The 22,885-nt window shown below is 68.6% G+C and carries 20 protein-coding genes; 10 read left to right on the top strand and 10 right to left on the bottom strand.

The annotated features are described in order from the left end of the window. The 10 genes from RKE50_RS16990 to RKE50_RS16945 form a co-directional block, all read left to right on the top strand. A partial coding sequence (locus RKE50_RS16990) for a DUF5801 repeats-in-toxin domain-containing protein (protein WP_350038461.1) occupies positions 1–2,652 on the top strand: 2,652 nt, incomplete at its 5' end. A 107-nt stretch (positions 2,653–2,759) separates the two neighbouring features. Continuing rightward, positions 2,760–4,406 (top strand): peptide ABC transporter substrate-binding protein, encoded by a 1,647-nt coding sequence (locus tag RKE50_RS16985; protein WP_350038459.1) that lies wholly within the window; start codon positions 2,760–2,762, stop codon positions 4,404–4,406. 3 nt (positions 4,407–4,409) lie between these two features. Further along, positions 4,410–5,345 carry an ABC transporter permease gene (locus tag RKE50_RS16980; protein ID WP_350038457.1) on the top strand — a complete coding sequence of 312 codons (936 nt, stop codon included), beginning with the start codon at positions 4,410–4,412 and terminating at the stop codon, positions 5,343–5,345. Beyond that, entirely contained in the window at positions 5,342–6,223 is an 882-nt protein-coding gene (locus RKE50_RS16975) for an ABC transporter permease (RefSeq protein ID WP_350038455.1), read from the top strand. The genes RKE50_RS16980 and RKE50_RS16975 overlap by 4 nt, the downstream gene beginning before the upstream one ends. A gap of 5 nt (positions 6,224–6,228) precedes the next feature. Beyond that, positions 6,229–7,812 carry an ABC transporter ATP-binding protein gene (locus RKE50_RS16970; protein WP_350038453.1) on the top strand — a complete coding sequence of 528 codons (1,584 nt, stop codon included), beginning with the start codon at positions 6,229–6,231 and terminating at the stop codon, positions 7,810–7,812. 47 nt (positions 7,813–7,859) lie between these two features. Beyond that, positions 7,860–8,711: a class I SAM-dependent methyltransferase gene (locus RKE50_RS16965; RefSeq protein ID WP_350038451.1), complete on the top strand. Its 852-nt coding sequence runs from the start codon at positions 7,860–7,862 to the stop codon at positions 8,709–8,711. A gap of 10 nt (positions 8,712–8,721) precedes the next feature. Next, on the top strand, positions 8,722–10,203 hold the full coding sequence (crtD, locus tag RKE50_RS16960) for a 1-hydroxycarotenoid 3,4-desaturase CrtD (RefSeq protein ID WP_350038449.1): 1,482 nt from the start codon (positions 8,722–8,724) through the stop codon (positions 10,201–10,203). An 85-nt stretch (positions 10,204–10,288) separates the two neighbouring features. Further along, positions 10,289–11,473 (top strand): formate-dependent phosphoribosylglycinamide formyltransferase, encoded by a 1,185-nt coding sequence (gene purT / locus RKE50_RS16955; protein ID WP_350038447.1) that lies wholly within the window; start codon positions 10,289–10,291, stop codon positions 11,471–11,473. 71 nt (positions 11,474–11,544) lie between these two features. Next, positions 11,545–12,465: an HDOD domain-containing protein gene (locus tag RKE50_RS16950; RefSeq protein WP_350038445.1), complete on the top strand. Its 921-nt coding sequence runs from the start codon at positions 11,545–11,547 to the stop codon at positions 12,463–12,465. A gap of 118 nt (positions 12,466–12,583) precedes the next feature. Continuing rightward, the gene (locus RKE50_RS16945) at positions 12,584–13,030 is read left to right on the top strand and encodes an Hsp20 family protein (RefSeq protein ID WP_350038443.1); all 447 of its coding nucleotides are present in this window, start codon (positions 12,584–12,586) and stop codon (positions 13,028–13,030) included. Between the two features lie 102 nt (positions 13,031–13,132). On the opposite strand, the gene RKE50_RS16940 is transcribed toward RKE50_RS16945, so the two are convergent. The 10 genes from RKE50_RS16940 to RKE50_RS16895 all read right to left on the bottom strand — a co-directional run bounded on the left by RKE50_RS16940 (position 13,133) and on the right by RKE50_RS16895 (position 22,876). Then, positions 13,133–13,573, bottom strand: coding sequence for a SufE family protein (locus RKE50_RS16940; RefSeq protein WP_350038441.1), 441 nt, complete (start codon positions 13,571–13,573; stop codon positions 13,133–13,135). A gap of 36 nt (positions 13,574–13,609) precedes the next feature. After that, positions 13,610–14,152 carry a putative Fe-S cluster assembly protein SufT gene (gene sufT, locus RKE50_RS16935; protein ID WP_350038439.1) on the bottom strand — a complete coding sequence of 181 codons (543 nt, stop codon included), beginning with the start codon at positions 14,150–14,152 and terminating at the stop codon, positions 13,610–13,612. Positions 14,153–14,156: 4 nt separating this feature from the next. After that, positions 14,157–14,513: a HesB/IscA family protein gene (locus RKE50_RS16930; protein WP_350038437.1), complete on the bottom strand. Its 357-nt coding sequence runs from the start codon at positions 14,511–14,513 to the stop codon at positions 14,157–14,159. Positions 14,514–14,524: 11 nt separating this feature from the next. Continuing rightward, positions 14,525–15,769 carry a cysteine desulfurase gene (locus tag RKE50_RS16925; protein ID WP_350038435.1) on the bottom strand — a complete coding sequence of 415 codons (1,245 nt, stop codon included), beginning with the start codon at positions 15,767–15,769 and terminating at the stop codon, positions 14,525–14,527. Continuing rightward, positions 15,766–17,070: a Fe-S cluster assembly protein SufD gene (gene sufD / locus RKE50_RS16920; RefSeq protein ID WP_350038433.1), complete on the bottom strand. Its 1,305-nt coding sequence runs from the start codon at positions 17,068–17,070 to the stop codon at positions 15,766–15,768. Before sufD ends, RKE50_RS16925 begins: the two co-directional genes overlap by 4 nt. Beyond that, the gene (sufC, locus tag RKE50_RS16915) at positions 17,070–17,819 is read right to left on the bottom strand and encodes a Fe-S cluster assembly ATPase SufC (protein WP_350038431.1); all 750 of its coding nucleotides are present in this window, start codon (positions 17,817–17,819) and stop codon (positions 17,070–17,072) included. Before sufC ends, sufD begins: the two co-directional genes overlap by 1 nt. 99 nt (positions 17,820–17,918) lie before the next feature. Continuing rightward, on the bottom strand, positions 17,919–19,358 hold the full coding sequence (sufB, locus tag RKE50_RS16910; protein WP_350038429.1) for a Fe-S cluster assembly protein SufB: 1,440 nt from the start codon (positions 19,356–19,358) through the stop codon (positions 17,919–17,921). A 45-nt stretch (positions 19,359–19,403) separates the two neighbouring features. Continuing rightward, positions 19,404–19,892, bottom strand: a complete 489-nt coding sequence (gene iscR, locus RKE50_RS16905; RefSeq protein WP_350038427.1) for a Fe-S cluster assembly transcriptional regulator IscR — start codon at positions 19,890–19,892, stop codon at positions 19,404–19,406. 157 nt (positions 19,893–20,049) lie between these two features. Next, positions 20,050–22,041 carry an ATP-binding protein gene (locus tag RKE50_RS16900; RefSeq protein WP_350038425.1) on the bottom strand — a complete coding sequence of 664 codons (1,992 nt, stop codon included), beginning with the start codon at positions 22,039–22,041 and terminating at the stop codon, positions 20,050–20,052. Between the two features lies 1 nt (position 22,042). Then, entirely contained in the window at positions 22,043–22,876 is an 834-nt protein-coding gene (locus RKE50_RS16895) for an enoyl-CoA hydratase/isomerase family protein (RefSeq protein WP_350038423.1), read from the bottom strand. Positions 22,877–22,885: the final 9 nt, after the last annotated feature.

The following is a 22,885-nucleotide window of genomic DNA, read 5'->3' as shown; positions in this document are numbered from 1 at the left end:
GATGGCGCCTTCACCTTCACCCCCGAGGGCGACTACAGCGGCAGCGTCGAGAGCGCGACCTACACCGTCACCGACGGCGAGGATTCCGTCGACTCCACCCTCGCCCTCAGCATCGTCCCGGCACCCGAGCCCAACGCCATTACGCTGACCACCGACGAGGACAGCATCACCGATTCGGCCACGGACACCCTTTCCTTCACGCTGGGCACCGACGCGCCAGACAGCATGAGCTTCGCCACCACGCTCACGGGCCTCAACGAGAACGCCGGCGAGATCACCTGGGTGCGCAACAGCGATACGGAAGTCGTCGGCCAGATCGGCGGCGCCACCGCCATCACGCTGACCCTGGTGCCGAACCTGGCCGCCGGCACGGCCATGGTCGCCATGCATCTTGCAGGCAACGTCACCCATGCCAGCGCAAACGGCGAGAACACGCTTGCGCTGGGAAGCATCGAGGTGATCGCGGCTGTAGCGGACGGACCCAGTACTTCCGGCACGATAAACCTCGAGATTGTCGATGACGTCCCGGCAGTCCAGCTGGACGGCCAGTTCAGCGGCGACCTCGTCATCGATGAAGCGAATATCGTCGAAAGTGACACGGCAAACTTCGCCACCGCGTTCAGCAACGATTTCGGTGCCGATGGCCAGGGTGCGGCAGACAGCCGCGTGTTCAGCCTCGAGGTAGGCAGCACGACAAGCGGCCTGGTGGATACGGCGACGGGCAACGCCGTTCTCCTCAGCCTGGACGGCGACGATGTCGTCGGCCGGGTGGACGGCAGCGGGGAAGAGGTCTTCCGCGTGGCCGTGAATGCCGACGGCGAAGTCACCCTCACCCAGGCCCGCGCCGTGCAGCACCCGGACACGAACGACACGGACGAAGTCAGCTACGTCGACGCGGGCACCATCAACCTGGTGCAGACCATCACCGACGGTGACGGCGACACGGCTGAAGCGACCCTGGACATCGGGTTGAGGCTGGGCTTCCAGGACGATGCCCCGACGGCGCCCGACCCGGTTGTCGTCGACCTCGACGTCCCGGTCAGCACGGTTGAAATCAGCAATCTCGCGGCTGCCTGGAACAGTGTAAACGGCGGAAACGTCGACATTACCGACAACGACTCCAGCGACGACGGCTTCATACAGCTGCAATGGGGTACGCCCGCATCCAGCGGCGGCGGCCGCTCCGGCTACGACTTCAGCCTGAGCGACTCGCCGGTCGTCCTGGACTCCGCCTTCGACCTGGGGGCCTTCACCCACAACAACTTCCCCATTAATCTCAACGGAGGGACCCTGGACAACACGGACCTGGCTGTCAGCTTCGATATCGTCATCGATGGCCAGGCCACGACGGTCGACATCGTCGTGGAGATCGACCACAACGAGACGCCGAACAGCGGGTCCAACCCCGACGACATCATCACTATCACCAGCTTCTCCGCGACCATTGCCGGGACCGGCGGCACGCAGCAGCAGATCACGGTAGGTGACCGGACCTACGTCCTGCAGATCGACGGCTTCCGCGATGGTAGCGGCGACCCGGTGAACCAGGTCTTTACCGAAGAGGGCGAGGCCAACACGTTCTCGCTGCAGGCGCGGCTACTGTCCACCGATGACCTGCCGAGTGCCGGCGGGTCGATTTCCGGATCGATCTTCGGTGCCGACGGCCCCGGCGATGACGAAATCGCCTGGCAGGGCGAAAGCGGTGGTGAGGTGCAGGGCACCTACGGGGTCCTCACCGTCCAGCCGGACGGCACCTGGACCTACCTCATGGACCGCGATGCCCGGGATGCCTTCGCGGGCAACGAGACGGAGACCTTCGACTTCTCCGTCGTCGACAAGGATGGCGACCGGTCGGCCTCGAGCCTGACCATCAATCTCAACGAGGTCGCGAACCAGACGCCGATCGCCCTCGACCTCGACGGCGACGGCGTCGAGTACCTGTCCCGCGAGGCCGGCGTGGTGTTCACGGACCAGGCCTCCGGCGAGTCGGTCAACACTGCCTGGGTCGCCGGCGACGACGGCCTGCTGGTGGTCGACGCCAACGAGTCCGGCAGCGTAGACGAGGCCCGCGAGTACGTTTTCACCGAGTGGAGCGACAGTGCCGAAACGGACATGGAAGCCGTGGCCGAGGTCTTCGACAGCAACCAGAACCAGCTGCTGGATGCCGGGGACGAGGCCTGGAGCCAGTTCGCGGTCTGGCGGGACGCCAACAGCGACGGCGTCACCGACGCCGGTGAACTGGTCTCCCTCGATGATCTCGGCGTGGAGAGCATCGCGCTCACCTACCGCGACGACAGCGAAGCGGCCGAGGCGGCCGACGGCGACGTGAAGATCTTCGGCCAGTCCGAGGTCACCTGGGAAGACGGCGAGGTCACCATCGCGGACGACACGAGCTTCGCGATCAACGTGGCCGACCTCCTCCCCGAGGCCGAAGGCGCCGAGGGTATCGACGCCTACCTGCAGGCCAGCTTCGATGGCGCGAACACCATCGTCCAGGTCAGCAAGTCCGGTGGGTTCGCGGGCGAGGCAGGCGCCACGGCCGCGGTCGACCAGACGTTCACCTTCGAGGGCGTTGACCTGGTCGGCGGCCTCGAGGGCAGCGATGCCATCCAGGCCATGATCGACGCCGGCAAGCTGAACGTCGATCAGTAGGAGGTCATGGCTGACCCCAACTCCGCGCCGCTTCGGCGGCGCGGAGTTGGGCACCCCCGGCGAGTTACGTATACTGCCGGCTGGCCCGCCGGTATTGGCATCTTGTCTTGCCTCGAACCCTGCTCACAGCTGTCTTCGCAACTCTCCTGCTTGTCCTCACCGCCTGCGGTGGCGGCGAGACCAACGTCGAGCGCGGCAACCGCGAGGGCATCCTTCACTACGGCAACGGCAGCGAACCGCAGGGGCTCGACCCGCACGTGGTCACCGGTGTACCGGAGAACCACCTGATCCGTGCCCTGTTCGAGGGCCTGGCCGTCAAGAACCCCTACACGCTGGAGCCGGAGCCGGGCGTCGCCGAGTCCTGGGACGTGAGCGAAGACGGCCGCGTTGTGACCTTCCATATCCGCGAGGAAGCCCGCTGGTCCAACGGCGACCCGATCACGGCAGACCAGTACGTGTGGTCCTGGAAGCGGGCCCTGCACCCGGAGATGGGCAACCTCTACGCCTACATGCTCTACCCGGTGAAGAATGCGGAGGCTTTTGCCACGGGCAAAGTGGCGGATTTCAGCGAGGTCGGCGTCAAGGCGCTGGACCCGCTGACGCTGGAAGTCACGCTCACCGAGCCCACGCCCTACTTCATCCAGCTCATGGACCACTACAGCACCTTCGCCGTGCACCCGGAAACGCTCCTGGCCCACGGCAAGATGACAGACCGCTTCACCCGCTGGACCCGGGTGGAGAACATTGTCGGCAACGGTCCCTTCGTGCTCACGGAGTGGAAGCTCAACCGGCGTATCCGCATGGCCAGGAGCGACACCTACTGGGACCGCGAGCGGGTGCGGCTCAACGGCGTCGTCTTCTACCCCACGGAGAACCTGGTCAGCGAGGAGCGGATGTTCCGCGCCGGCGCGCTCCACTACACCGAGTCCCTGCCGCTGGACAAGATTCCCGTCTACCAGGCCATGGCGAACTCGCCCTACCGCCAGGCGCCCTATCTCGGCACCTACTTCTACCTGGTGAACACCGAGCGTCCGCCGCTGGACGATGTACGCGTGCGCAAGGCGCTGTCCATGGCCGTGGATCGCAGCACGCTGGCGAAGACCGTGATGCAGGGCTCCGTGGTGCCCGCCTACAGCATCACGCCCCCCGGCACCCTGGGCTACGAACCGCCGAAGCTGTTCGACTACGACCCGGCGGAAGCGCGTCGGCTGCTCGCCGAGGCGGGCTATCCGGACGGTGAAGGCTGGCCCGGCGTGGAGCTCACCTACAATACCCAGGAGGCCCACCGAAAGATTGCCGTCGCCGTGCAGCAGATGTGGAAGGACGTGCTCAACATCGAGGTGACCATCGCCAACCAGGAGTGGAAGGTCTACCTCGACTCGGTGAGTACCATGAACTTCGATATCGCCCGCCGGGGCTGGATCGGCGACTACGTCGACCCGAACAACTTCCTCGACCTCTACCTCGCCGACGGCGGCAACAACAACACGGGCTTTGCGAGCCCCGTTTACGACGACATGATCCTGAACCGGGCGCCGCAGGCCCGCAGCCGGGAGGCGCGCTTCCGCATCTTCCACGAGGCCGAGACGCTGCTAATGGAGCAGATGCCGATCATTCCCATCTACACCTACACCAGCCGCCACCTCATCCACCCGAGCGTGCAGGGCATGCCCGCCAACCTCATGGATTCGCTGAACCTCCGCTACGTCTGGCTGGACCTCGCCTGGCAGGCGCCGGCGGACGAGGCGCCCTGACCGGTGGGCCGCTTCATCACGCTCCGGCTGCTGCAGGCCATCCCGGTGATCCTCGCCGTGGTCACCGTGACCTTCTTCCTCGTCCGGGTCGCCCCCGGCGGCCCCTTCGACAGCGAGAAAGCGGTGCAGCCCGAGGTGAAGGCTGCCCTGGAACGCCAGTACCGCCTCGACCTGCCGCTGGTGCAGCAGTACGCCGCCTACCTCGGCGACCTCGCCCAGGGTGACCTCGGCCCCTCATTCAAGTATCCCGGCCGCAGCGTCAACGAGCTGATCGCCGCCGGGCTGCCGGTGACCGCGGAGCTCGGCCTCTACGCCCTGCTGGTCGCCGTGCTCATCGGCGGCAGCGCCGGCATCTTCGCCTCGCTGAAGCCCAACACCGCGCAGGACTACCTGCCCATGGCGGCGGCCATGATCGGCATCTGCATGCCCACCTTCCTTCTCGGTCCGCTGCTGGTGCTGGTGTTCGGCATCCACCTGGAGTGGCTTCCGGTCTCGGGCTGGGGTGATATCCCGGGCGACAAGCTGCTGCCCAGCATCACTCTCGGCGCAGCCTACGCCGCCTACATCGCGCGCCTGTCCCGGGCCGGCATGCTCGAGGTGCTGAACCAGGACTACATCCGCACCGCCCGCGCCAAGGGCCTGCCGGAGTGGCAGGTGGTGGTGAAGCACGCCCTGCGCGGCGGCATGATCCCCGTGGTGGCCTTCCTTGGCCCCGCCTTTGCCGGCCTGCTCGCCGGCTCCTTCGTGGTCGAGACGATCTTCCAGATTCCGGGCCTCGGCCGCTTCTACGTGCAGGCCGCCTTCAACCGCGACTACACCATGATTCTCGGCACCACCGTCTTCCTGTCGACGCTGATCGTGCTTTTCAACCTGGCCTCGGACATCCTCGCGGCCTGGCTCAACCCCCGGCTCCGGCACCAGTTCGGGGGCGAGCGATGAGCGAAGCCAGCGCGCTGCAGCAGGCCGAGGCCGGCACCTCCCTCTGGCAGGACGCCTGGGTCCGCCTTCGGCGCAACCGCCTGGCGGTCTTCGGCCTGGTGGTCGTGGTCTTGCTGATCCTCCTCGCCCTGCTCACGCCCTGGGTGGCGCCCTACGCCTACGATGCGCAGGACCTCGACCTCGGCGCCACGCCGCCCTCGGCCGCCCACTGGCTGGGTACGGACGTGTTCGGCCGGGATATGCTCACGCAGATTCTCTACGGTGGGCGCATCTCGCTGGCTGTCGGCTTCGTGGCCACGGCCGTCGCCCTGCTCATCGGCGTCACCTGGGGCGCCATCGCCGGCTACGCCGGCGGCAAGGTGGACGCGGTGATGATGCGCCTGGTAGACATCCTCTACGCCCTGCCGTTCATGATTTTCATCGTGCTGCTCATGGTCGTCTTCGGGCGCAACGTGCTGCTGCTGTTCCTCGCCATCGGCGCCGTGGAGTGGCTGACCATGGCGCGCATCATGCGCGGGCAGGTGCAGAGCCTGCGCCAGCAGGAGTTCGTCGAGGCGGCGATCTCCATCGGGTTGCCGACCACGACGATCATCCGCAGGCACCTCGTGCCCAACGCCCTCGGCCCGATCATCGTCTACACCACGCTGACCATTCCCCAGGTCATGCTGCTGGAGGCCTTCCTGTCCTTCCTGGGCCTCGGCATCCAGCCGCCGCAGACCTCCTGGGGGCTGCTCATCTCCTACGGCGCGGAGACCATGGAGGAGTATCCCTGGCTGCTGATCTTCCCAGGCGCGGCGCTCACGCTGACCCTGTTCTCCCTCAACTTCCTCGGTGACGGCCTGCGCGATGCGCTGGACGTGCGCGGGGCCAAGGACTAGCCGCCGTGGCCCTGCTCAGCGTCGAGGACCTCCGGGTCAGCTTCGTCGGCCGCGCCGGAGTGACCCGGGCCGTGGACGGCATCAGCTTCGCGGTGGAAAAGGGACAGATCACCGCGATTATCGGCGAGTCCGGCTCCGGCAAGTCGGTGGCCTGCTACAGCCTGCTCGGCCTCGTGCCCATGCCCCCCGGTCGCATCGACGGTGGCCGTGCACTCTTCGAGGGCCGCGACCTCCTCGCCATGAGCGAGCGCGAGCTTCGGACCGTCCGCGGCCGCGACATTGCCATGGTGTTCCAGGATCCCATGACCTGCCTGAACCCCTACCTGCGCATCGGGGAGCAGCTCATCGAGCCGCTGGTGTATCACCAGGGCGTGAGCAAGACCGAGGCGCGGGAGCGGGCACTCTCCCTGCTCGAGGAAGTCGGCATCCGCGACCCGGCGACCACCATCGACAACTATCCGCACGAGTTCTCCGGCGGCATGCGCCAGCGGGTGATGATCGCCATGGCGCTGATCAACGAACCGAAACTCCTGATCGCCGACGAGCCCACCACCGCGCTGGACGTCACCATCCAGGCGCAGATCCTCCGGCTGCTCGCGGACCTGCAGAAAAAGCACGACATCGGCGTGATCTTCATCAGCCACGACCTCGCCGTGGTCGCCGACATCGCCGACCAGATCGCGGTCATGGAGAAGGGCCGGATCGTCGAGCACGGCGACCGACAGAAGATCTTCCACGGGGCGGAGCACCCGTATACGCAGAAGCTCCTCGCGGCCATTCCCGCCGGCAGCAAGCCGGCCCCGGCCGGGCGCGGCGATCCGCTGGTGGAAGTAACGGGGCTGCGCACCTGGTTCGGCGATCCGGCGGCGCCGGTGAAGGCCGTGAACGACGTGAGTTTCAGCGTGCACCGGGGGGAGATCCTGGGCCTCGTCGGCGAATCGGGCAGCGGCAAGTCCACCATCGGTCGCTCGCTCCTGCGCCTGGTACCGGTCACCGGCGGCAGCGTGCGCTTCGACGGTACGGAGCTCATGACCCTGGAAGGCAAGGCACTGAAAGCCATGCGCCGGCGCATGCAGATGATCTTCCAGGACCCCTTCGCATCGCTGAACCCGCGCATGACGGTCTACGACACGCTCGCCGAGCCCCTGCTCCTGCACCGGCTCGCGGACCGGCGCAGCGTCGAGCAGCAGGTGCTCAAGCTCATGGATGACGTCGGGCTCGCCCGCGTCTTCGTGCGCAAGTACCCCCACGAATTCTCCGGCGGCCAGCGCCAGCGCATCGCCATCGGCCGGGCGCTGGCCACGCGACCGGAGTTCGTGGTCGCCGACGAGCCCGTTTCCGCCCTGGACGTCACCATCCAGGCACAGATCCTCGACCTGATGCTGGACCTGGGTCAGGAGTACGGGCTGACCATGCTCTTCATTTCCCACGACCTCGCCGTGGTGCGGCATATCGCCGACCGGATCATCGTCCTTTACCGCGGTGAGGTGATGGAGGAAGGTACCGGAGCGCAGCTCTTCGAGGCGCCGGAGGCCGATTACACGCGGCGTCTCCTCGCGAGCATCCCCGGGCGCGGGCTGCTGGCCTGAGCGCGGCGCCAGACGACAGACCACCAGAGAACAGGAAGAGCGCCGCCATGAGCAACGAGGAACAGATCGCCTACTGGAATGGTGATGCCGGCCGCAAGTGGGCCGAGAAGGACCATATGATGGCGACCATGCTCGGTCCCATCGCCCGGGCGCTCCTGGAACACTGCGACCCCGCCGGGGCGGCCCGGGTGCTCGATGTGGGCTGCGGCGGCGGCAGCGAGACCCTGATGCTGGCCGAGCGGCTCGGCGCGGGCGCCCGGGTGCTCGGCGTCGACGTCTCCGCGCCGCTGCTCGCCGTCGCGAAGCAGCGCCTGGCCGACGCCGGCGAACTGCCGGTGGCGGTGGAGTTCCTCCGGGCCGATGCTTCGGAGCACGCCTTCGAGGCCGGCGGCTGGGATTTCCTCTTCTCCCGTTTCGGGGTCATGTTCTTCGACGATCCCCTGGGAGCCTTCCGCAACCTGCGCGCCGCACTCACACCCGACGGGCGGATGGCCTTCTGCTGCTGGCAGCGATTGCAGGACAACCCCTGGGTGGCCGTGCCGCTCAAGGCCGCGCTCGCGCACCTGCCCCCGCCCCCTGCGCCCGATCCGCACGCCCCCGGGCCCTTCGCCTTCGCGGACCGGGAGCGCCTGGCGGGCATTCTCGAAGCGGCGGGCTTCCGCGACGTCACCATCGAACACCGGGACGTGACCATGGGCTGGGGCAGCGGCGGCGATCTCGCGCAGACCACCCGGGAAATGCTGAACATCGGCCCCGTGGGCCGCCTCCTCGCCGAAGAGGACGATGCCGTCCGGCAGCGTGTCTACGACAGCGCCGCCGACGCGCTGGCCCCGTATTTCGCTGACGGCCGCATCAGCCTTCCCGGCGCCACCTGGTTCGTCACCGCCAGCAACGGCTGAGGACCGCGTCGTGAGCGAGCAGCGGGTGGTCGTCATCGGCGCCGGGGTGGGCGGGCTCGCCGCCGCCATCGACCTCGCCCGGGCCGGGCGCGCGGTCACGGTCGTGGAGCGTGGCGATGCCCCGGGAGGCAAGATGCGCCGGGTACCCGTGGCCGGCCTGGGCGTCGACGCCGGACCCACGGTCTTCACCATGCGCTGGGTCTTCGACGGCCTTCTCGGCGACGCCGGTACCCGCCTTGAGGATCACCTCGAGCTGCACACGCCGGAACGCCTGGCCCGCCACGGCTGGGAGGACGGCAGCCGCCTCGACCTGTGGGCAGACCGGGAGCGCTCTGCCGCCGCCATCGAGGCCTTTGCCGACGCCCGCAATGCCCAGGGCTATCTCGATTTCTGCGACCGCTCGGCAGACGTCTACGCCACCCTGCGCGACAGCTTCATCGATGCGCAGCGGCCGAACCCGGTCAGCCTGGTCGGGCGCGTCGGCCTGCACCGGCTCCCGGCCATGTTCCGTATCCAGCCCTTCAAGTCCCTCTGGTCCGTGCTCGGCGAGCACTTCACGGACCCGCGGCTGCGCCAGCTTTTCGGCCGCTACGCCACCTACGTGGGATCGTCACCGCTCTCCGCTCCCGCTACGCTGATGCTGGTGGCTCACGTGGAGCAGGACGGCGTCTGGCTGCTGCGCGGCGGCATGCACGCTCTCGCCCGGGCGCTGGCCGCCGTGGGCGACACCCTCGGCGTGAGCTTCCGCTATGGCGCCGAGGCAGAACGAATCGAAACGAGCGGCGGTGCGGTCACCGGCGTCACCCTGGCCGGCGGGGAGCGTCTGCCGGCGGACCGGGTCGTCTTCAACGGCGATGCCTCGGCCCTCGGCCGCGGTCTCCTCGGGGAGGCCGCGCAGCGGGCGACGCGGCCGGTGGCTGCGCCGCGGCGCAGCCTCTCCGCGGTGACCTGGTGCGTGGTGGGCCGGCCGGAGGGCTTCCCCCTGGATTTCCACAACGTGTTTTTCGGGCGCGATTACCCCGCGGAGTTCCGCGCCGTTTTCCGGGAGCGCAAGATCACGGAAACGCCGACCGTCTACCTCTGCGCCCAGGACCGCGGCCCCTGGGCCGCGGAGGGCGAGGCCGGCGAACGCATGCTGCTGCTGGTCAATGCGCCGGCCGACGGCGACCGTGGGGGTATCGGCGACCGGCAGCTGGCGGCGCTCGAACAGCGGGTCAGCGGGCTCCTGGGGCGCTGCGGTCTGGCCCTGGAGCTCGGCGGCGAGGCCTGCCGGGTCACCCGGCCGCAGGACTTCGAGGCGCTCTTCCCCGCTTCCGGCGGTGCCCTCTACGGCCGTGCCTCCCACGGCCCGCTGGCGAGCTTCGCCCGGCCCCCGGCCCGCAGCCGGGTCAGGGGGCTCTACCTGGCCGGTGGCAGCGCCCATCCGGGCGCCGGCGTGCCCATGGCGGCGCTGTCCGGCCGCCTCGCCGCCCGGGCGCTCCTGGGCGACTGAAGCCCGCGGAACGCGGGCGCAGCCCTCGCCGCCACCGGGCGGCAGACGCTATCATCGCCGCCTGATTCCGGCAGAGGACTTTCCCATGACGACCATCGGCACCCCGTTCAGCCCCTCGGCAACCCGCGTCCTGCTCTGCGGCGCCGGCGAGCTGGGCAAGGAAGTGGTCATCGAGCTCAAGCGGCTGGGCTGCGAGGTCATCGCCTGCGACCGTTATGCCAACGCGCCCGCGATGCAGGTCGCGGACCGCAGCCACGTGCTGTCCATGCTCGACGGTGACGCCCTGCGCCGGGTGATCGAGGCCGAGCAGCCACAGCTGGTGGTGCCGGAGATCGAGGCCATCGCCACTGACACGCTGGCGGCGCTGGAACAGGAGGGTTTCAGGATCGTGCCCACGGCGCGGGCCGCGCAGCTGACCATGAACCGGGAGGGCATCCGCCGGCTGGCGGCCGAGGAACTTGGCGTGCCGACCTCGCCCTACCGCTTTGCCGGCACGGAAGCGGAGTTCGAGGCGGCCATCGCGGAAATCGGCACGCCCTGCGTGGTCAAGCCGATCATGAGCTCCTCCGGCAAGGGCCAGAGCACGGTGAAGGCAGCGGACGACGCCCCCGCCGCCTGGGCGGCCGCCCAGGCCGGCGGTCGCGCCGGTGCCGGGCGCGTCATCGTCGAGGGCTTCGTGGACTTCGACTACGAGATCACCCTGCTTACGGTGCGCCACCGTGACGGGACCAGCTTCTGCGCCCCCATCGGCCACCGCCAGGAAGACGGCGACTACCGCGAATCCTGGCAGCCCCACCCCATGAACCCGGCGGCGGAACAGGCCTGCCGGGTGATTGCCGAGCAGGTCACCGCCGCGCTCGGCGGCTTCGGGCTGTTCGGCGTCGAGTTCTTCATCAGCGGCGACCAGGTCTACTTCAGCGAGGTATCACCGCGCCCGCACGACACGGGCATGGTCACCCTCGTGTCCCAGGATCTCTCGGAGTTTGCGCTCCACGCTCGGGCCATCCTCGGCCTGCCCATCCCGGCCATCGAACAGCGCGGGCCGGCAGCGTCGGCGGTGATCCTCCCCACCGGTGAAGGGACCGATGTTCGCTATGGGAACGTCGATGCAGCACTGGCCCTTGCCGGGACCGATCTGCGTCTCTTCGGCAAACCGGAACTCAGGGGGCGCAGGCGGATGGGCGTTGCGCTTGCGCGGGCACAGAGCGTAGAAGAAGCGCGTGAGCGCGCGCGATCGGCCGCGGCATCCGTCAACATCAGCGCACGCTGACGGCGCGGAGATGAGTGCACGCCTGGAGACGCCCTCCTATACTGAGCCCTTGCGAATTGTCTGGAGCGCCAATGAAGAAAACCGGTCGCAATAGCGGGGAGGGAGCGAAGGACAGCCCGGCGGCAGCCCTGCCTACGCTCCCGGCAGTCATCAGCCTGCTCTCGTCACTTCGCCCCGGGGAAAGCAACAGCTTTGACAGGATCCTTGAGCTGGCCCGCTGCGAGCCGTGTTTCGCTGTCGATGTCCTTATGATCGCCGGACAGCTGCCCAGCATCGAAGCGGGCCACCTCGAAAGCCTGGAAAGCGCTCTGGGCCGCATTGGCATCAGCGGGGCGAAGACCCTCGTCGAAGGGGCGACCAGCACCGTGTTCACTCCGGTAACTGATCCCCAGCGTCTGCTTTGGCTGCACTCGCTCCAGGTGGCCAATGCGTCCGAACTGCTCGCCGTTAAGATTCCCGAGGCGGGAATCCGGCCCGCCGAGGCACGCCTCGCCGGACTCCTGCATGATCTCGGCCGCTTTGCCGACTATTTGACGGATCCCACTGCGCCGGATCGGGCGGACGCCATCGGCTACCAGACGCCCGAAGCACTTCGCTACGCCGAGCGCACAGTCAGTGGGCACGATCATGTCACCTCTGGCACCGCGTTGGCGCGAGCGCTGGGATTGCCGCGGCAGCTTTGCCAGGTCATCAGTGCGCACCACGGTGGGCTACCGGAGCCACCCGGAGCGACCAGCAGGACCAAGGCATTGATCGACCTCATCGCGGCAACCGACACCCTGAGCGTATCGCTGCTGTCGGCTAATCGGCCAAGCCCCGAGCAACTCGTAGCGATGGTCAGGCGTGTAACGCCGGGAGACTTATTGAAGAGATACCCGGCCGTCGCCGAGCAGCTACCATCAATCGCTGACCGTACCGTTGACCTCGCCTTTGCGGACTACGGGAGGCTTGGCCTCGGTCGGACGCGTGTACATGAAGCCTACGGCACTTAGCGCGGCGACCGGCCCAGACCACCAGCGCGGTTGAAATCTGTTCCGGCGTACCCATATCCCCCGTGCGGGCGCTCGACGAGGCCCGCTACTGAATATTGCTTCTTTGGAGGATATGACAATGCGCAACACCATCGACTTTAGCCCGCTGTACCAGTCCGCGATCGGCTTCGATCGCATGGCATCGCTGCTGGACAACCTGGCACGCGACAGCAAGCCCAGCTACCCGCCCTACAACATCGAGCTGGTAGAGGAAAACCGCTACCGCATCACCATGGCCGTCGCCGGCTTCGCCGAGGAGGACCTGGAGATCACCACGGAGCAGAACACGCTCGTGATCGCCGGGCGCCAGGACGGGCGCGAAGAGAAGCGGGAGTACCTGTACCAGGGCATCGCCGAGCGCAACTTCGAGCGCAAGTTCCAGCTCGCCGAGCACGTGCGCGTGGAATCGGCACGCCTCGAGAACGGCCTGCTCCACGTCGAGCTGAAGCGCGAGATCCCGGAGGCCATGAAGCCCCGCCGCATCGCCATCGGCAGCGACCTGCTCGAGCAGCAGGACGCGGCCTGAGGCTCATGCGCCGCTCCCGAGGAGCGGCACAGGAGAACGGCGCCAGCCCGTGCGGGCTGGCGCTTTTTTTGTCCGTCACGTGTTTCCCGGAGCGGCTGCCCCTCAGGCCGCGCTGTCGGCCGCCTCGCGGATGCGCGCGACCATGGCGCGCAGGCCGTTGCCCCGGGTGGGCGAGAGATGGCGCAGCAGTTCGAGCTCCTCGAAGTAGCCGTCGATATCGAAGGCGAGAATCTCCGCCGGCGTCCGGTTGTTGTAAGCGGCGAGGACCACGCCGAGCAGTCCCTTCACGATGAACGCATCCGAGTCCACCGCCAGCTGCAGCCGGCCGTCGTGCTCCGTGACGTCCATCCACACCTGGCTCTGACAGCCGCGGACGAGCCGGTCCTCGGTATGCAGTGACTCCGGCAGCGGCGGCAGCTCCTTGCCGAGGTCGATGATGTAGCGGTAGCGGTCCTCCCAGCTGTCGAAGAAGCCGAGCGTGTCGACGATGTCTTCGCTGGTGATGGAGTCGCCGAAGGGGTTGGCGGGGGCGCTATCGCTCATGGGCCTCGCTTAGCGGGTATCAGCAGACGCTGCCCGTCAGTAGAACATGCCCGTTTCGAGCTGGGCTTCCTCGGACATCATGTCGCGGTGCCAGGGCGGATCGAAGACCAGGTCCACGGCCACCTCGCGCACGTGGGGCACCTGCCGCAGCCGGTACTCCACGTCGCCCACCAGCACCGGGCCCATGCCGCAGCCCGGCGCCGTGAGCGTCATGGTGATGCTGACCTTGCCGGCCTCCTGGTCGATGTCGACCTTGTAGATGAGGCCGAGGTTGACCAGATCGACCGGGATCTCCGGGTCGAAAACCGTGTGCAGCGCCTCCCAGACCTGCTCTTCGCTGATGCGGCCGTCCGCCGGCGGCTCGAAGTCCAGCTTCGTGGACTCGAAACCCAGGGCGTCCGCATCAGTGCCGTCCACGCGCACCATGTTGCCGTTGTAGACCACGGTGTAGTTGCCACCGAGGGACTGGGTGAGAGTCACGAAGCTGTGCGCGGGGATCGTCACCGGGTCGCCCACGGGCACGAGGCGGCCCGGGCAGTCCCGGTTCGTGGTGAGAACGGTGCGTTCCTGGGAAGACACGGCCCTATTCGACGCTGAAGCTCTCGCCGCAGCCGCACTCGGCCACGACATTGGGGTTGCGGAACTTCAGGGTCCGGTTCACCCCTTCGCGCTCGTAGTCGATCTGGGTGCCGCGCAGGAACTGTACGGCCGCGTCATCGAGGTAGAGCTCAATGCCATTATCAAGGGTCACGGTCACGTCGCCGTCCTCGGCGGCCGCGACTTCCTCCATGACGTACTTGAAGCCGGTGCAGCCACTTTCGCGCACACTGATACGCACCGCCGGCAGGCCCTTGGCCGCGAGACTGGCGCGGAAATGCTCTGCCGCCGCCGGTGTCACCGACACCGGCTGGCCATGCATGTCGAAGGTCTCGACGCTCATCGCAATACCTCCTAGCTGAACAGCGTCTGCGCTTTGCAGATGCCGGCCACCAGGGCCTCGACATCCGCCAGCGTGTTGTACATGGAATAGGATGCCCGCACCGTGCCCGGGACCGCAAGGCGCTCCATCAGGGGCTGCGCACAGTGGTGCCCGGTCCGCACGGCAATGCCCTGCTCGTCCAGGAGCATGCCGAGGTCCGAGGGGTGACAGCCCTCGAGCACGAAGCTGAAGATACCGGCGCTCCGCGCCGGCGCGCCGATGCGCCGGAGGCCCGGGATATCCGCGGTACGCGCGATGGTCTCGGCGAGGAGCATCTCCTCGTGTGCCGCCGCCGCGGCGCGGTCCACGCCGTCCAGGTAATCGATGGCTGCGGCGAGACCGATGGCGCCGGCGATGTGCGGCGTGCCGGCCTCGAACTTGAAGGGCAGCGTGTTGAAGGTCGTCCCGGAGAAACTCACGCGCTCGATCATCTCGCCGCCACCGAGGAACGGCGGCATCGCCTCGAGCAGCGCCGCCCGGCCCCAGAGCACGCCGATGCCCGTCGGGCCGAAGAGCTTGTGCCCCGAGAAGGTGTAGAAATCGCAGCCCAGCGCGGTCACGTCCACGGGGAAGTGGCCGACGGCCTGGGCGCCGTCCACGAGGACCAGGGCACCGACGGCCTTGGCGCGGCGGGTGATCTCTTCCACCGGGTTGATGGTGCCCAGGGCGTTGGAGACGTGGTTCACGGCTACCAGCCGCACCCGGTCATCGAGCAGGTCATCGAAGGCGTCGAGGTCGATCTCGCCGCGGTCCGTGACCGGCACCGGCACCACCTCGGCACCGGTCGCCTGCGCGGCGAGCTGCCAGGGCACGATATCCGAGTGGTGCTCGAGCCAGGGCACCAGCACACGGTCGCCGGGGCGCAGCTGTTCGCGGGCCCAGCTGTAGGCCACGAGGTTGATGGACTCGGTGGTGCCCCGGGTCCAGAGCACCTCGCGGCTGTCGGCGAGGCCGAGGAAGCGCGCCACGGTCTCCCGGGCCGCCTCGAACTTCTGCGTCGCGCGGTCGCTCAGCGTGTGCACCCCGCGGTGCACGTTGGCGTTGTCATAGCGGTAGTAGTCGGCGATCGCATCGATCACCGCTTCCGGCTTCTGCGTGGTGGCCGCATTGTCGAGGTAGACCAGCGGGTGCCCATTGATCTCCCCGGCGAGGATCGGGAAGTCGCGGCGGATATCCGCCGCGTCGAACTCGAGGCCAATGCTCTCCGGCTGGTTCACGCCAGGTGCCTCATCAGGGACGGATCACGGGCGAAGCGCCGGGCCAGCAGCGGGCGCAGGGCATCGCGCAGCGGCTCCAGGCGCGCGCTCTCGAGGACCTCATTGACGAAACCGAAGCTGAGCATGACCTGTGCTTCCTCGCGGGAGACACCGCGGCTGCGCAGGTAGTGCAGCGACAGGGCGTCCAGCTGCGCGACCGTGGCGCCGTGTGCGCACTGGACGTCGTCGGCGTAGATCTCCAGCTCCGGCTTGCTGTTCACCTCAGCCTCGGCGCTGGTCAGGAGATTCTTGTTCGACAGCTCCGCCCGCGTCTTCTGCGCCTGCGGGTGGATGTGGATGCGGCCGTTGAACACCGCCCGGGCCCGGTCGCCGATCACCCCGCGGAAGGTCTCCGTTGAGGTGCAGTGGGGCACCGCGTGCTCGAGGCAGGTGTGGTAGTCCACGTGCTCGTCGCCCCGCGGCAGGTAGATGCCGTCGAGTTCCGCGTGCGCGCCCGGCCCGGCCAGGGTGACGACGAGGTCCAGGCGCTTCAGGTCCGCGCCGAGGCCCAGGCAGAAGCCGTTCAACGTCGCGTCCCTGTCCAGCCGCGCATGCACACCGCCGATGTGCAGGGCGCGGCCCTGCTCCAGGTTCAGGCGGTAGTGATTGACGGTAGCGCCGGGCGCCAGCAGCAGCTCGGTGACCGCGTTGCTGAAGCTCGGGGCACCGTCGCCGGCGTCGGCGAAATGCTCGACCACCGAGAGGCAGCTGTTCTCACCCGCCAGGAGCAGCAGGCGGGGCGTGACGGTAAACGCCTGCCCATCGCCGGCGGTCAGCCAGGCCAGCTGCAGCGGCTCATGAATGCTGGCGCCGGGGGCGACGGCGAGAAAAACGCCATCGCCGAGCGCCGCGCCGTTCAGGGTGGCAAAGGGGTGGCCCGCTTCCGGCAGCGCGCTGCCAAGGTGCTCCCGGATCCGCGCGGCCTGGCCGTCATCGGCCTCGGCAAAGCGCACGAGCTCCAGCCCCTCGGGCAGCTCGCTGCTCGACAGCGCCGGGGCGAAGTGGCCGTTGACGAATACGAGGCGCAGCGCGCCGATATCCGGCAGCAGGGCGTCGACGGTCGCGGGATCGAGGTCCTCCGGCCGACCCGGACCGAAGTCCTGCTCCAGCGGCGCGATGCTGGTGTACTTCCACTGCTCGGTCTTGCGCGTCGGCAGGGGCGTCTCCGCCCAGGCCTGCCGTGCCGCGTCCCGTGCTGGGGCGAGCCAGCCCGGCGCCGCGGCGGCTGCCGCGGCAAGCGTGTCATGCATACTGCTGCCCATCAGGCGACCTCGTCCTCCAGCCAGGCGTAGCCCTTGTCCTCCAGGTGCAGGGCGAGGGACGCATCGCCGGAACGCACGATCCGGCCGCCGGCGAGCACGTGCACCTTGTCCGGCTGGATGTAGTTGAGCAGGCGCTGGTAATGGGTGACGAGGATGAAGCTGCGCTCCGCACCGCGAAGGCTGTTCACCCCCTCGGCCACCACCTGCAGGGCGTCGATGTCCAGGCCGCTGTCGGTCTCGTCGAGGATGCCCAGCCGCGGCTCGAGGAGCAGCATCTGCAGCAGCTCGTTGCGCTTCTTCTCGCCGCCGGAAAAGCCCTCATTGACCCCGCGCTTCAGGAAGGCCTGGTCGAGGCTGGCGACCTTGCAGGCCTCCCGGGCCTTCTTCATGAAGGTCACCGCGTCCAGCGGCTCTTCGCCGCGGTGCTCGCGCACCGCGTCGACGCTGGCCTTGAGGAACTCCATGTTGCTGACCCCGGGGATCTCCACCGGGTACTGGAAGGCGAGAAACACGCCGGCGCGGGCACGCTCTTCCGTGTCCATGGCGAGCAGGTCCTCACCGGCGTAGGCGACGCTGCCCGCGGTCACCTCGTAACCCGGCCGCCCGGCCAGGATGTGGCCGAGCGTACTCTTGCCCGAGCCGTTCGGCCCCATGATGGCATGCACCTCCCCGGCGCCGACAGACAGGGACAGTCCCTTGAGGATGTCCTTGCCCTCCACGCGGGCGTGCAGGTTGTCGATGGTCAACATCTGGTCTCTCTCCACTCGGCGGCCTCGGCGGCCGCGCTGTCCTGTTCGCGCTTTGTCTTCTGCGCTGCTCCTCTCACCCGGCTTCGGGGCGGCGGTGCCTCAACCGACGGAACCCTCGAGGCTCACCTCGAGGAGCTTGCCGGCTTCCACGGCGAATTCCATGGGAAGCTCGCGGAAGACTTCCTTGCAGAAGCCGTTGACGATCATGGACACGGCTTTCTCGGCGTCGAGGCCCCGCTGCTGGCAGAGGTAGAGCTGGTCGTCGCTGACCTTGGAGGTCGTCGCCTCGTGCTCCACCACCGCCGAGGGGTTCCGGCTCTCGATATAGGGGAAGGTATGCGCCGCGCAGGCGTCCCCGATCAGCAGCGAGTCGCACTGCGTATAGTTGCGGGCGCCCTCGGCCCGGGGGCTCATGCGCACCAGGCCGCGGTAGGCGTTGGAGCTGCGGCCGGCGGAAATACCCTTGGAGATGATCGTCGAGCGGGTGTTCTTGCCCAGGTGGATCATCTTGGTGCCGGTGTCCGCCTGCTGCAGGTTGTTGGTCAGCGCCACGGAATAGAACTCGCCGACGCTGTTGTCACCGCGGAGCACGCAGCTCGGGTACTTCCAGGTCACCGCGGACCCGGTTTCCACCTGGGTCCAGGAGATCTTGCTGTTGGTGTGGGCGACGCCGCGCTTGGTCACGAAGTTGTAGATGCCGCCGCGCCCCTCGGCATCGCCGGGGTACCAGTTCTGCACCGTGGAGTACTTGATCTCGGCATCGTCCAGGGCCACGAGTTCCACGACCGCCGCGTGCAGCTGGTTCTCATCGCGCATGGGTGCCGTGCAGCCCTCGAGGTAGCTCACGTGGCTGCCCTCGTCGGCGACGATGAGGGTGCGCTCGAACTGGCCGGTGTTGGCCTCGTTGATACGGAAGTAGGTCGACAGCTCCATGGGGCAGCGCACGCCCTTGGGGATATAGACGAAGGAGCCGTCCGTGAAAACGGCGCTGTTCAGGGCGGCGTAGAAGTTGTCGCGCCGCGGCACCACGGAACCCAGGTACTTCTTCACCAGCTCGGGGTACTCGTGCACCGCCTCGGAGATGGAGCAAAAAATGACGCCCGCCTCGGCCAGCTTGCTGCGGAAGGTGGTGGCAACGGAGACCGAGTCGAACACCGCATCGACGGCGACGCCCGCGAGCATCTCCTGCTCGTGCAGCGGGATGCCCAGCTTCTCGTAGACCTCGAGCAGTTCCGGGTCGACCTCGTCCAGGCTCTTCGGCTTGTCCTCGAAGCTCTTCGGCGACGAGAAATAGGAGATGGCGTTGTAGTCGATGGGCGGATAGTGCACGTGTGCCCACTCCGGCGTGGCCATTTCCAGCCAGCCGCGGTAGGCCTCCAGCCGCCACGCGAGGAGCCACGCGGGCTCGCCCTTCTTCGCGGAGATGAAGCGGATGACGTCCTCGTCCAGGCCCGGCGGCAGCGTGTCCGACTCGATGTCGGTCACGAAACCGGCGGCATACTCCTTGCCGATACGCTCGTCGATGACTTCCTGGGACATGCTGCTTACCCCTGTATCCTTGCCGTACGGCCGACCCGCCGCGCCTCAGGCGCGGCCGATGAGCAGGCTGCTGTCTTCTTCCCCGGCGCGCTCGCTGCTGCGGCGCTGCTGGGCTAGGGAGATTTCGCGGATTTCGTGGCGGCTGACCAGATCACCCAGGCTGATGTCCTGGAGAAAATCGTGGATCCGGTCCGAGAGGTCCATCCACAGGTGGTGCGTAAGGCAGGTGTCGCCGTCCTGGCACCCGCCCTTGCCGCCGCAGCGCGTGGCGTCGGTGTCCTCGTTTACCGCTGAGATGACCTCGGCGATGCTGATGGAATCGGCGTCCCGGCGCAACTGGTAGCCGCCGCCGGGGCCGCGCACGCTCTTGACGAGATCGCGACGCCGCAGGTGGGCGAAGAGTTGCTCGAGATAGGACAGGGAGATGCCCTGCCGGTCCGAGATCGCCGCCAGCCGGATCGGGCCCCGGTGCTGGTTGATGGCGAGGTCGAGCATCGCAGTGACCGCGTAGCGGCCTTTCGTTGTCAGTCGCATGGCTGCCGTCCGTCCCTGCGTTCAGCGTGAATGCAGGAGTATCCCTTTCCCTAGTATTTTAGTCAACTATAAGACCCTTCGCAAAGGTCAAGTAAGAGCGGCGAGACCGGGACCGGGGGCGCTCAAGGGAAAAGGACGAGGGGCTGCGGCCCCGGCTTCACGCCTCCGTGTCGATCTCGATGAGCACGGCGCCCGCGCTGACCTGCTCGCCGGCGCTGGCGTGCACCGCACTCACGGTGCCGTCGACGGCCGCCTGCAGCCGGTGCTCCATCTTCATGGCCTCCACCACGGCGAGCTCGTCACCGGCGCTGACCCTGTCCCCCACGGCCACCCGCAGGCGCAGGAGGTTGCCGTGCATGGGGGCGGTGACGCTACCGTCTCCGGCGGCGCCCTGGCCGGCGGCGCGGGCGGCCAGGGCATCGGTGAGCACCGCCTCCCGGCCCCGCCACTGCAGGCTCACCTCACCGGGACCGGTGAAGGCAAAGGGCACGGTGGCCTGGAGGCCGTCAACGGATACGCGCAGGCAGCCGTCGCGGGGCGCATCAAACAGCTCGAGCGCCACTTCCCGGTCGCCGAGCGCAGCGCTGAAACGCGCCTCGTCGAGCTGGCGCAGCAGGACGTCGACCTCCTCCCCGTCGCGCGCATAGCGCCGCCGCACGGCGAGGGCCCGGGGCCCGGTCCAGCCGGCGCAGGCCGCGTCGTCGCTGACCCGGCCGGCCTCGGAGGCCGCGAGGGCCTCGAGGTACTGCAGCAGCGCCGCACAGCAGAGATGCTCGTCCGTCGCGACGGGTAGCGCCGGGCCACCGGGAAAGCGCTCGTCGATGAAGGTCGTGGTCGCCTCGCCGGCGGCGAAGACCGGGTCGCCGAGCACGTCGAGGAGAAAGGAGCGGTTGGACGGCAGGCCGAAGAGCACCGTGTCCTCCAGCGCCCGGCGCAGGCGCCGCAGCGCCGTCGCGCGGTCCGGCCCGCTGGCAATGAGCTTGGCGACCATGGGGTCGTAGAAGGGCGTCACCGCCTGCCCGGGGGCGAGGCCGTGATCGACGCGGATGCCCTCACCGACCGGGGGCGCCCAGGCCGCGGCGGTGCCGGCGGCGGGGAGAAACCCGTTCGCGGTGTCTTCGGCGTAGAGCCGCACCTCGATGGCGTGACCGCAGAGGTCCACAGCCTCCTGGCGAAGCGGGAGCGCCTCCCCCTCGGCGACGGCCAGCTGCAGGGCGACGAGGTCCAGCCCGGTGACGGCCTCGGTGACCGGGTGCTCCACCTGCAGGCGGGTGTTCATCTCGAGGAAATAAAAGGCGCCATCCGCATCGAGCAGGAACTCAACGGTCCCCGCGCCGACGTAGTCGATGCTGCGGGCTGCAGCCACCGCCGCCTCACCCATGGTGCGACGCAGCGCCGGCGTCATCACCGGGCAGGGCGCCTCCTCCACCACCTTCTGGTGCCGGCGCTGCACGGAGCAGTCGCGCTCGCCGAGGTGGATATGGTTGCCGTGCTCGTCGCCGAAGACCTGCACCTCGACGTGGCGCGCGGTGGTCAGCGCGCGCTCTAGGATGAGCTCGCCGCTGCCGAAGGCGTTCTCCGCCTCGGAGCGGGCCGCGGCGATGGCGCCCGGGAGCTCACCGGGCGCCTCGACCAGGCGCATGCCGCGGCCGCCGCCGCCGGCCGCCGCCTTGACCATGAGCGGGTAGCCCACGCCCTCCGCGGCGGCGACGAGGGCGTCGTCGTCCGCCTGCGCTTCCTGGAAACCCGGAATACAGGGAACGCCGGCGGCGAGCATGCGCCGCTTCGCCGCCGCCTTGTTGCCCATGAGCTCGATGGCCTCCGGCGACGGTCCGATGAACACGATGCCGGCTTCGCCGCAGGCCGCGGCAAAGCCCGCATTCTCCGACAGGAAACCGTAACCCGGATGAATGGCGCCGGCGCCGCTGCGCCGGGCAGCGGCGAGGATGCGTTCGCCGTCGAGGTAGGACGCCTTCACCGGCGCGGGACCGATGCGCACCGCCTCGTCGGCCGCGGCGACGTGCGGCGCCTCGGCGTCCGCATCGGAATAGACGGCGATAGTGCGATAGCCCGCGGCGCGGGCGCTGCGGATTACACGCAGGGCGATCTCGCCCCGGTTGGCGACCAGCACACTGTCGAAACGGCTCATGTCAGGATTCCTCACCGCCGGCCCAGGCCGGGGCACGCTTGTCGGCAAAGGCGCGCATGCCCTCGCGGGCCTCGTCCCCGAGCATGGCGTCGGCGAAGCGCTCGGCGGCAAACTGCACCAGGGCCTGGCGGTCACCGCCCGCCCTGCTCTCGCGGATGATCTGCTTGGTCAGCGCCACCGCCCCCGGCGCGCAGCGGCGGGCCTCGTCCCGCAGCGACGCGAGGCGCGCGTCGAGGGCCTCGGCATCGGCGAGTACCTCGTTCACGAAGCCCAGCCGGGCCGCCTCCGTGCCGTCGAAGCGCTGCGCCGTGAGCAGCAGCCGGCGCGCCTCGGCAAGGCCCACCCGCTCGATGACCACCGGGGTGATCTGCGCCGGCGGGATGCCGAGGGAGACCTCGGTCAGGGCGAAGCGGGCGTCGGCGGTGGCCAGCACCAGGTCCGCCAGGCAGGCGATACCGAGCCCCCCGGCCATCGCGGCGCCCTCGATGGCGACCACGAACAGCTGCGGCAGCGCATCGATGGCCGCCATGATCTGCCCGAAGGCGGCGTTGGCGTCGACGATCGCCGCGCGCTCCGCGCCGCCCTGGAATACCTCGCGGAACTGCTTCAGGTCGCCCCCGGCACAGAACACGCCGCCGCGGCCGCGCAGCACCACGAAGCGATACTGCTGCGCCGCTGGCAGCGCCTCGAACACGCGCCACAGTTCCTCGGCCACCGCGGCCGAGAGGGCGTTGCGCGTCTCCGGCCGGTTGAACCAGATGACCAGGGTGTCGCCCCGGCGCTCCAGTTCGAGCTCGGTCACCGCGGGAAGCCCGTCCGCGTTCAGCTTGTCCATGGCCCTGCC

Origin of the sequence: Pseudohaliea sp., assembly GCF_040217025.1 — a bacterium.
Taxonomy (GTDB): domain Bacteria; phylum Pseudomonadota; class Gammaproteobacteria; order Pseudomonadales; family Halieaceae; genus Pseudohaliea.
This window is presented reverse-complemented; position numbering and strand designations above follow the sequence as displayed.

Bases quoted from the DNA above. Each gene is read 5' to 3' on its own strand.
- RKE50_RS16975 (WP_350038455.1), top strand. From the start codon at position 5,342: ATGAGCGAAGCCAGCGCGCTGCAGCAGGCCGAGGCCGGCACCTCCCTC.
- RKE50_RS16965 (WP_350038451.1), top strand. From the start codon at position 7,860: ATGAGCAACGAGGAACAGATCGCCTACTGGAATGGTGATGCCGGCCGC.
- purT (WP_350038447.1), top strand. From the start codon at position 10,289: ATGACGACCATCGGCACCCCGTTCAGCCCCTCGGCAACCCGCGTCCTG.
- RKE50_RS16950 (WP_350038445.1), top strand. From the start codon at position 11,545: ATGAAGAAAACCGGTCGCAATAGCGGGGAGGGAGCGAAGGACAGCCCG.
- RKE50_RS16945 (WP_350038443.1), top strand. From the start codon at position 12,584: ATGCGCAACACCATCGACTTTAGCCCGCTGTACCAGTCCGCGATCGGC.
- RKE50_RS16940 (WP_350038441.1), bottom strand. From the start codon at position 13,573: ATGAGCGATAGCGCCCCCGCCAACCCCTTCGGCGACTCCATCACCAGC.
- RKE50_RS16930 (WP_350038437.1), bottom strand. From the start codon at position 14,513: ATGAGCGTCGAGACCTTCGACATGCATGGCCAGCCGGTGTCGGTGACA.
- sufD (WP_350038433.1), bottom strand. From the start codon at position 17,070: ATGGGCAGCAGTATGCATGACACGCTTGCCGCGGCAGCCGCCGCGGCG.
- sufC (WP_350038431.1), bottom strand. From the start codon at position 17,819: ATGTTGACCATCGACAACCTGCACGCCCGCGTGGAGGGCAAGGACATC.
- sufB (WP_350038429.1), bottom strand. From the start codon at position 19,358: ATGTCCCAGGAAGTCATCGACGAGCGTATCGGCAAGGAGTATGCCGCC.
- iscR (WP_350038427.1), bottom strand. From the start codon at position 19,892: ATGCGACTGACAACGAAAGGCCGCTACGCGGTCACTGCGATGCTCGAC.
- RKE50_RS16900 (WP_350038425.1), bottom strand. From the start codon at position 22,041: ATGAGCCGTTTCGACAGTGTGCTGGTCGCCAACCGGGGCGAGATCGCC.
- RKE50_RS16895 (WP_350038423.1), bottom strand. From the start codon at position 22,876: ATGGACAAGCTGAACGCGGACGGGCTTCCCGCGGTGACCGAGCTCGAA.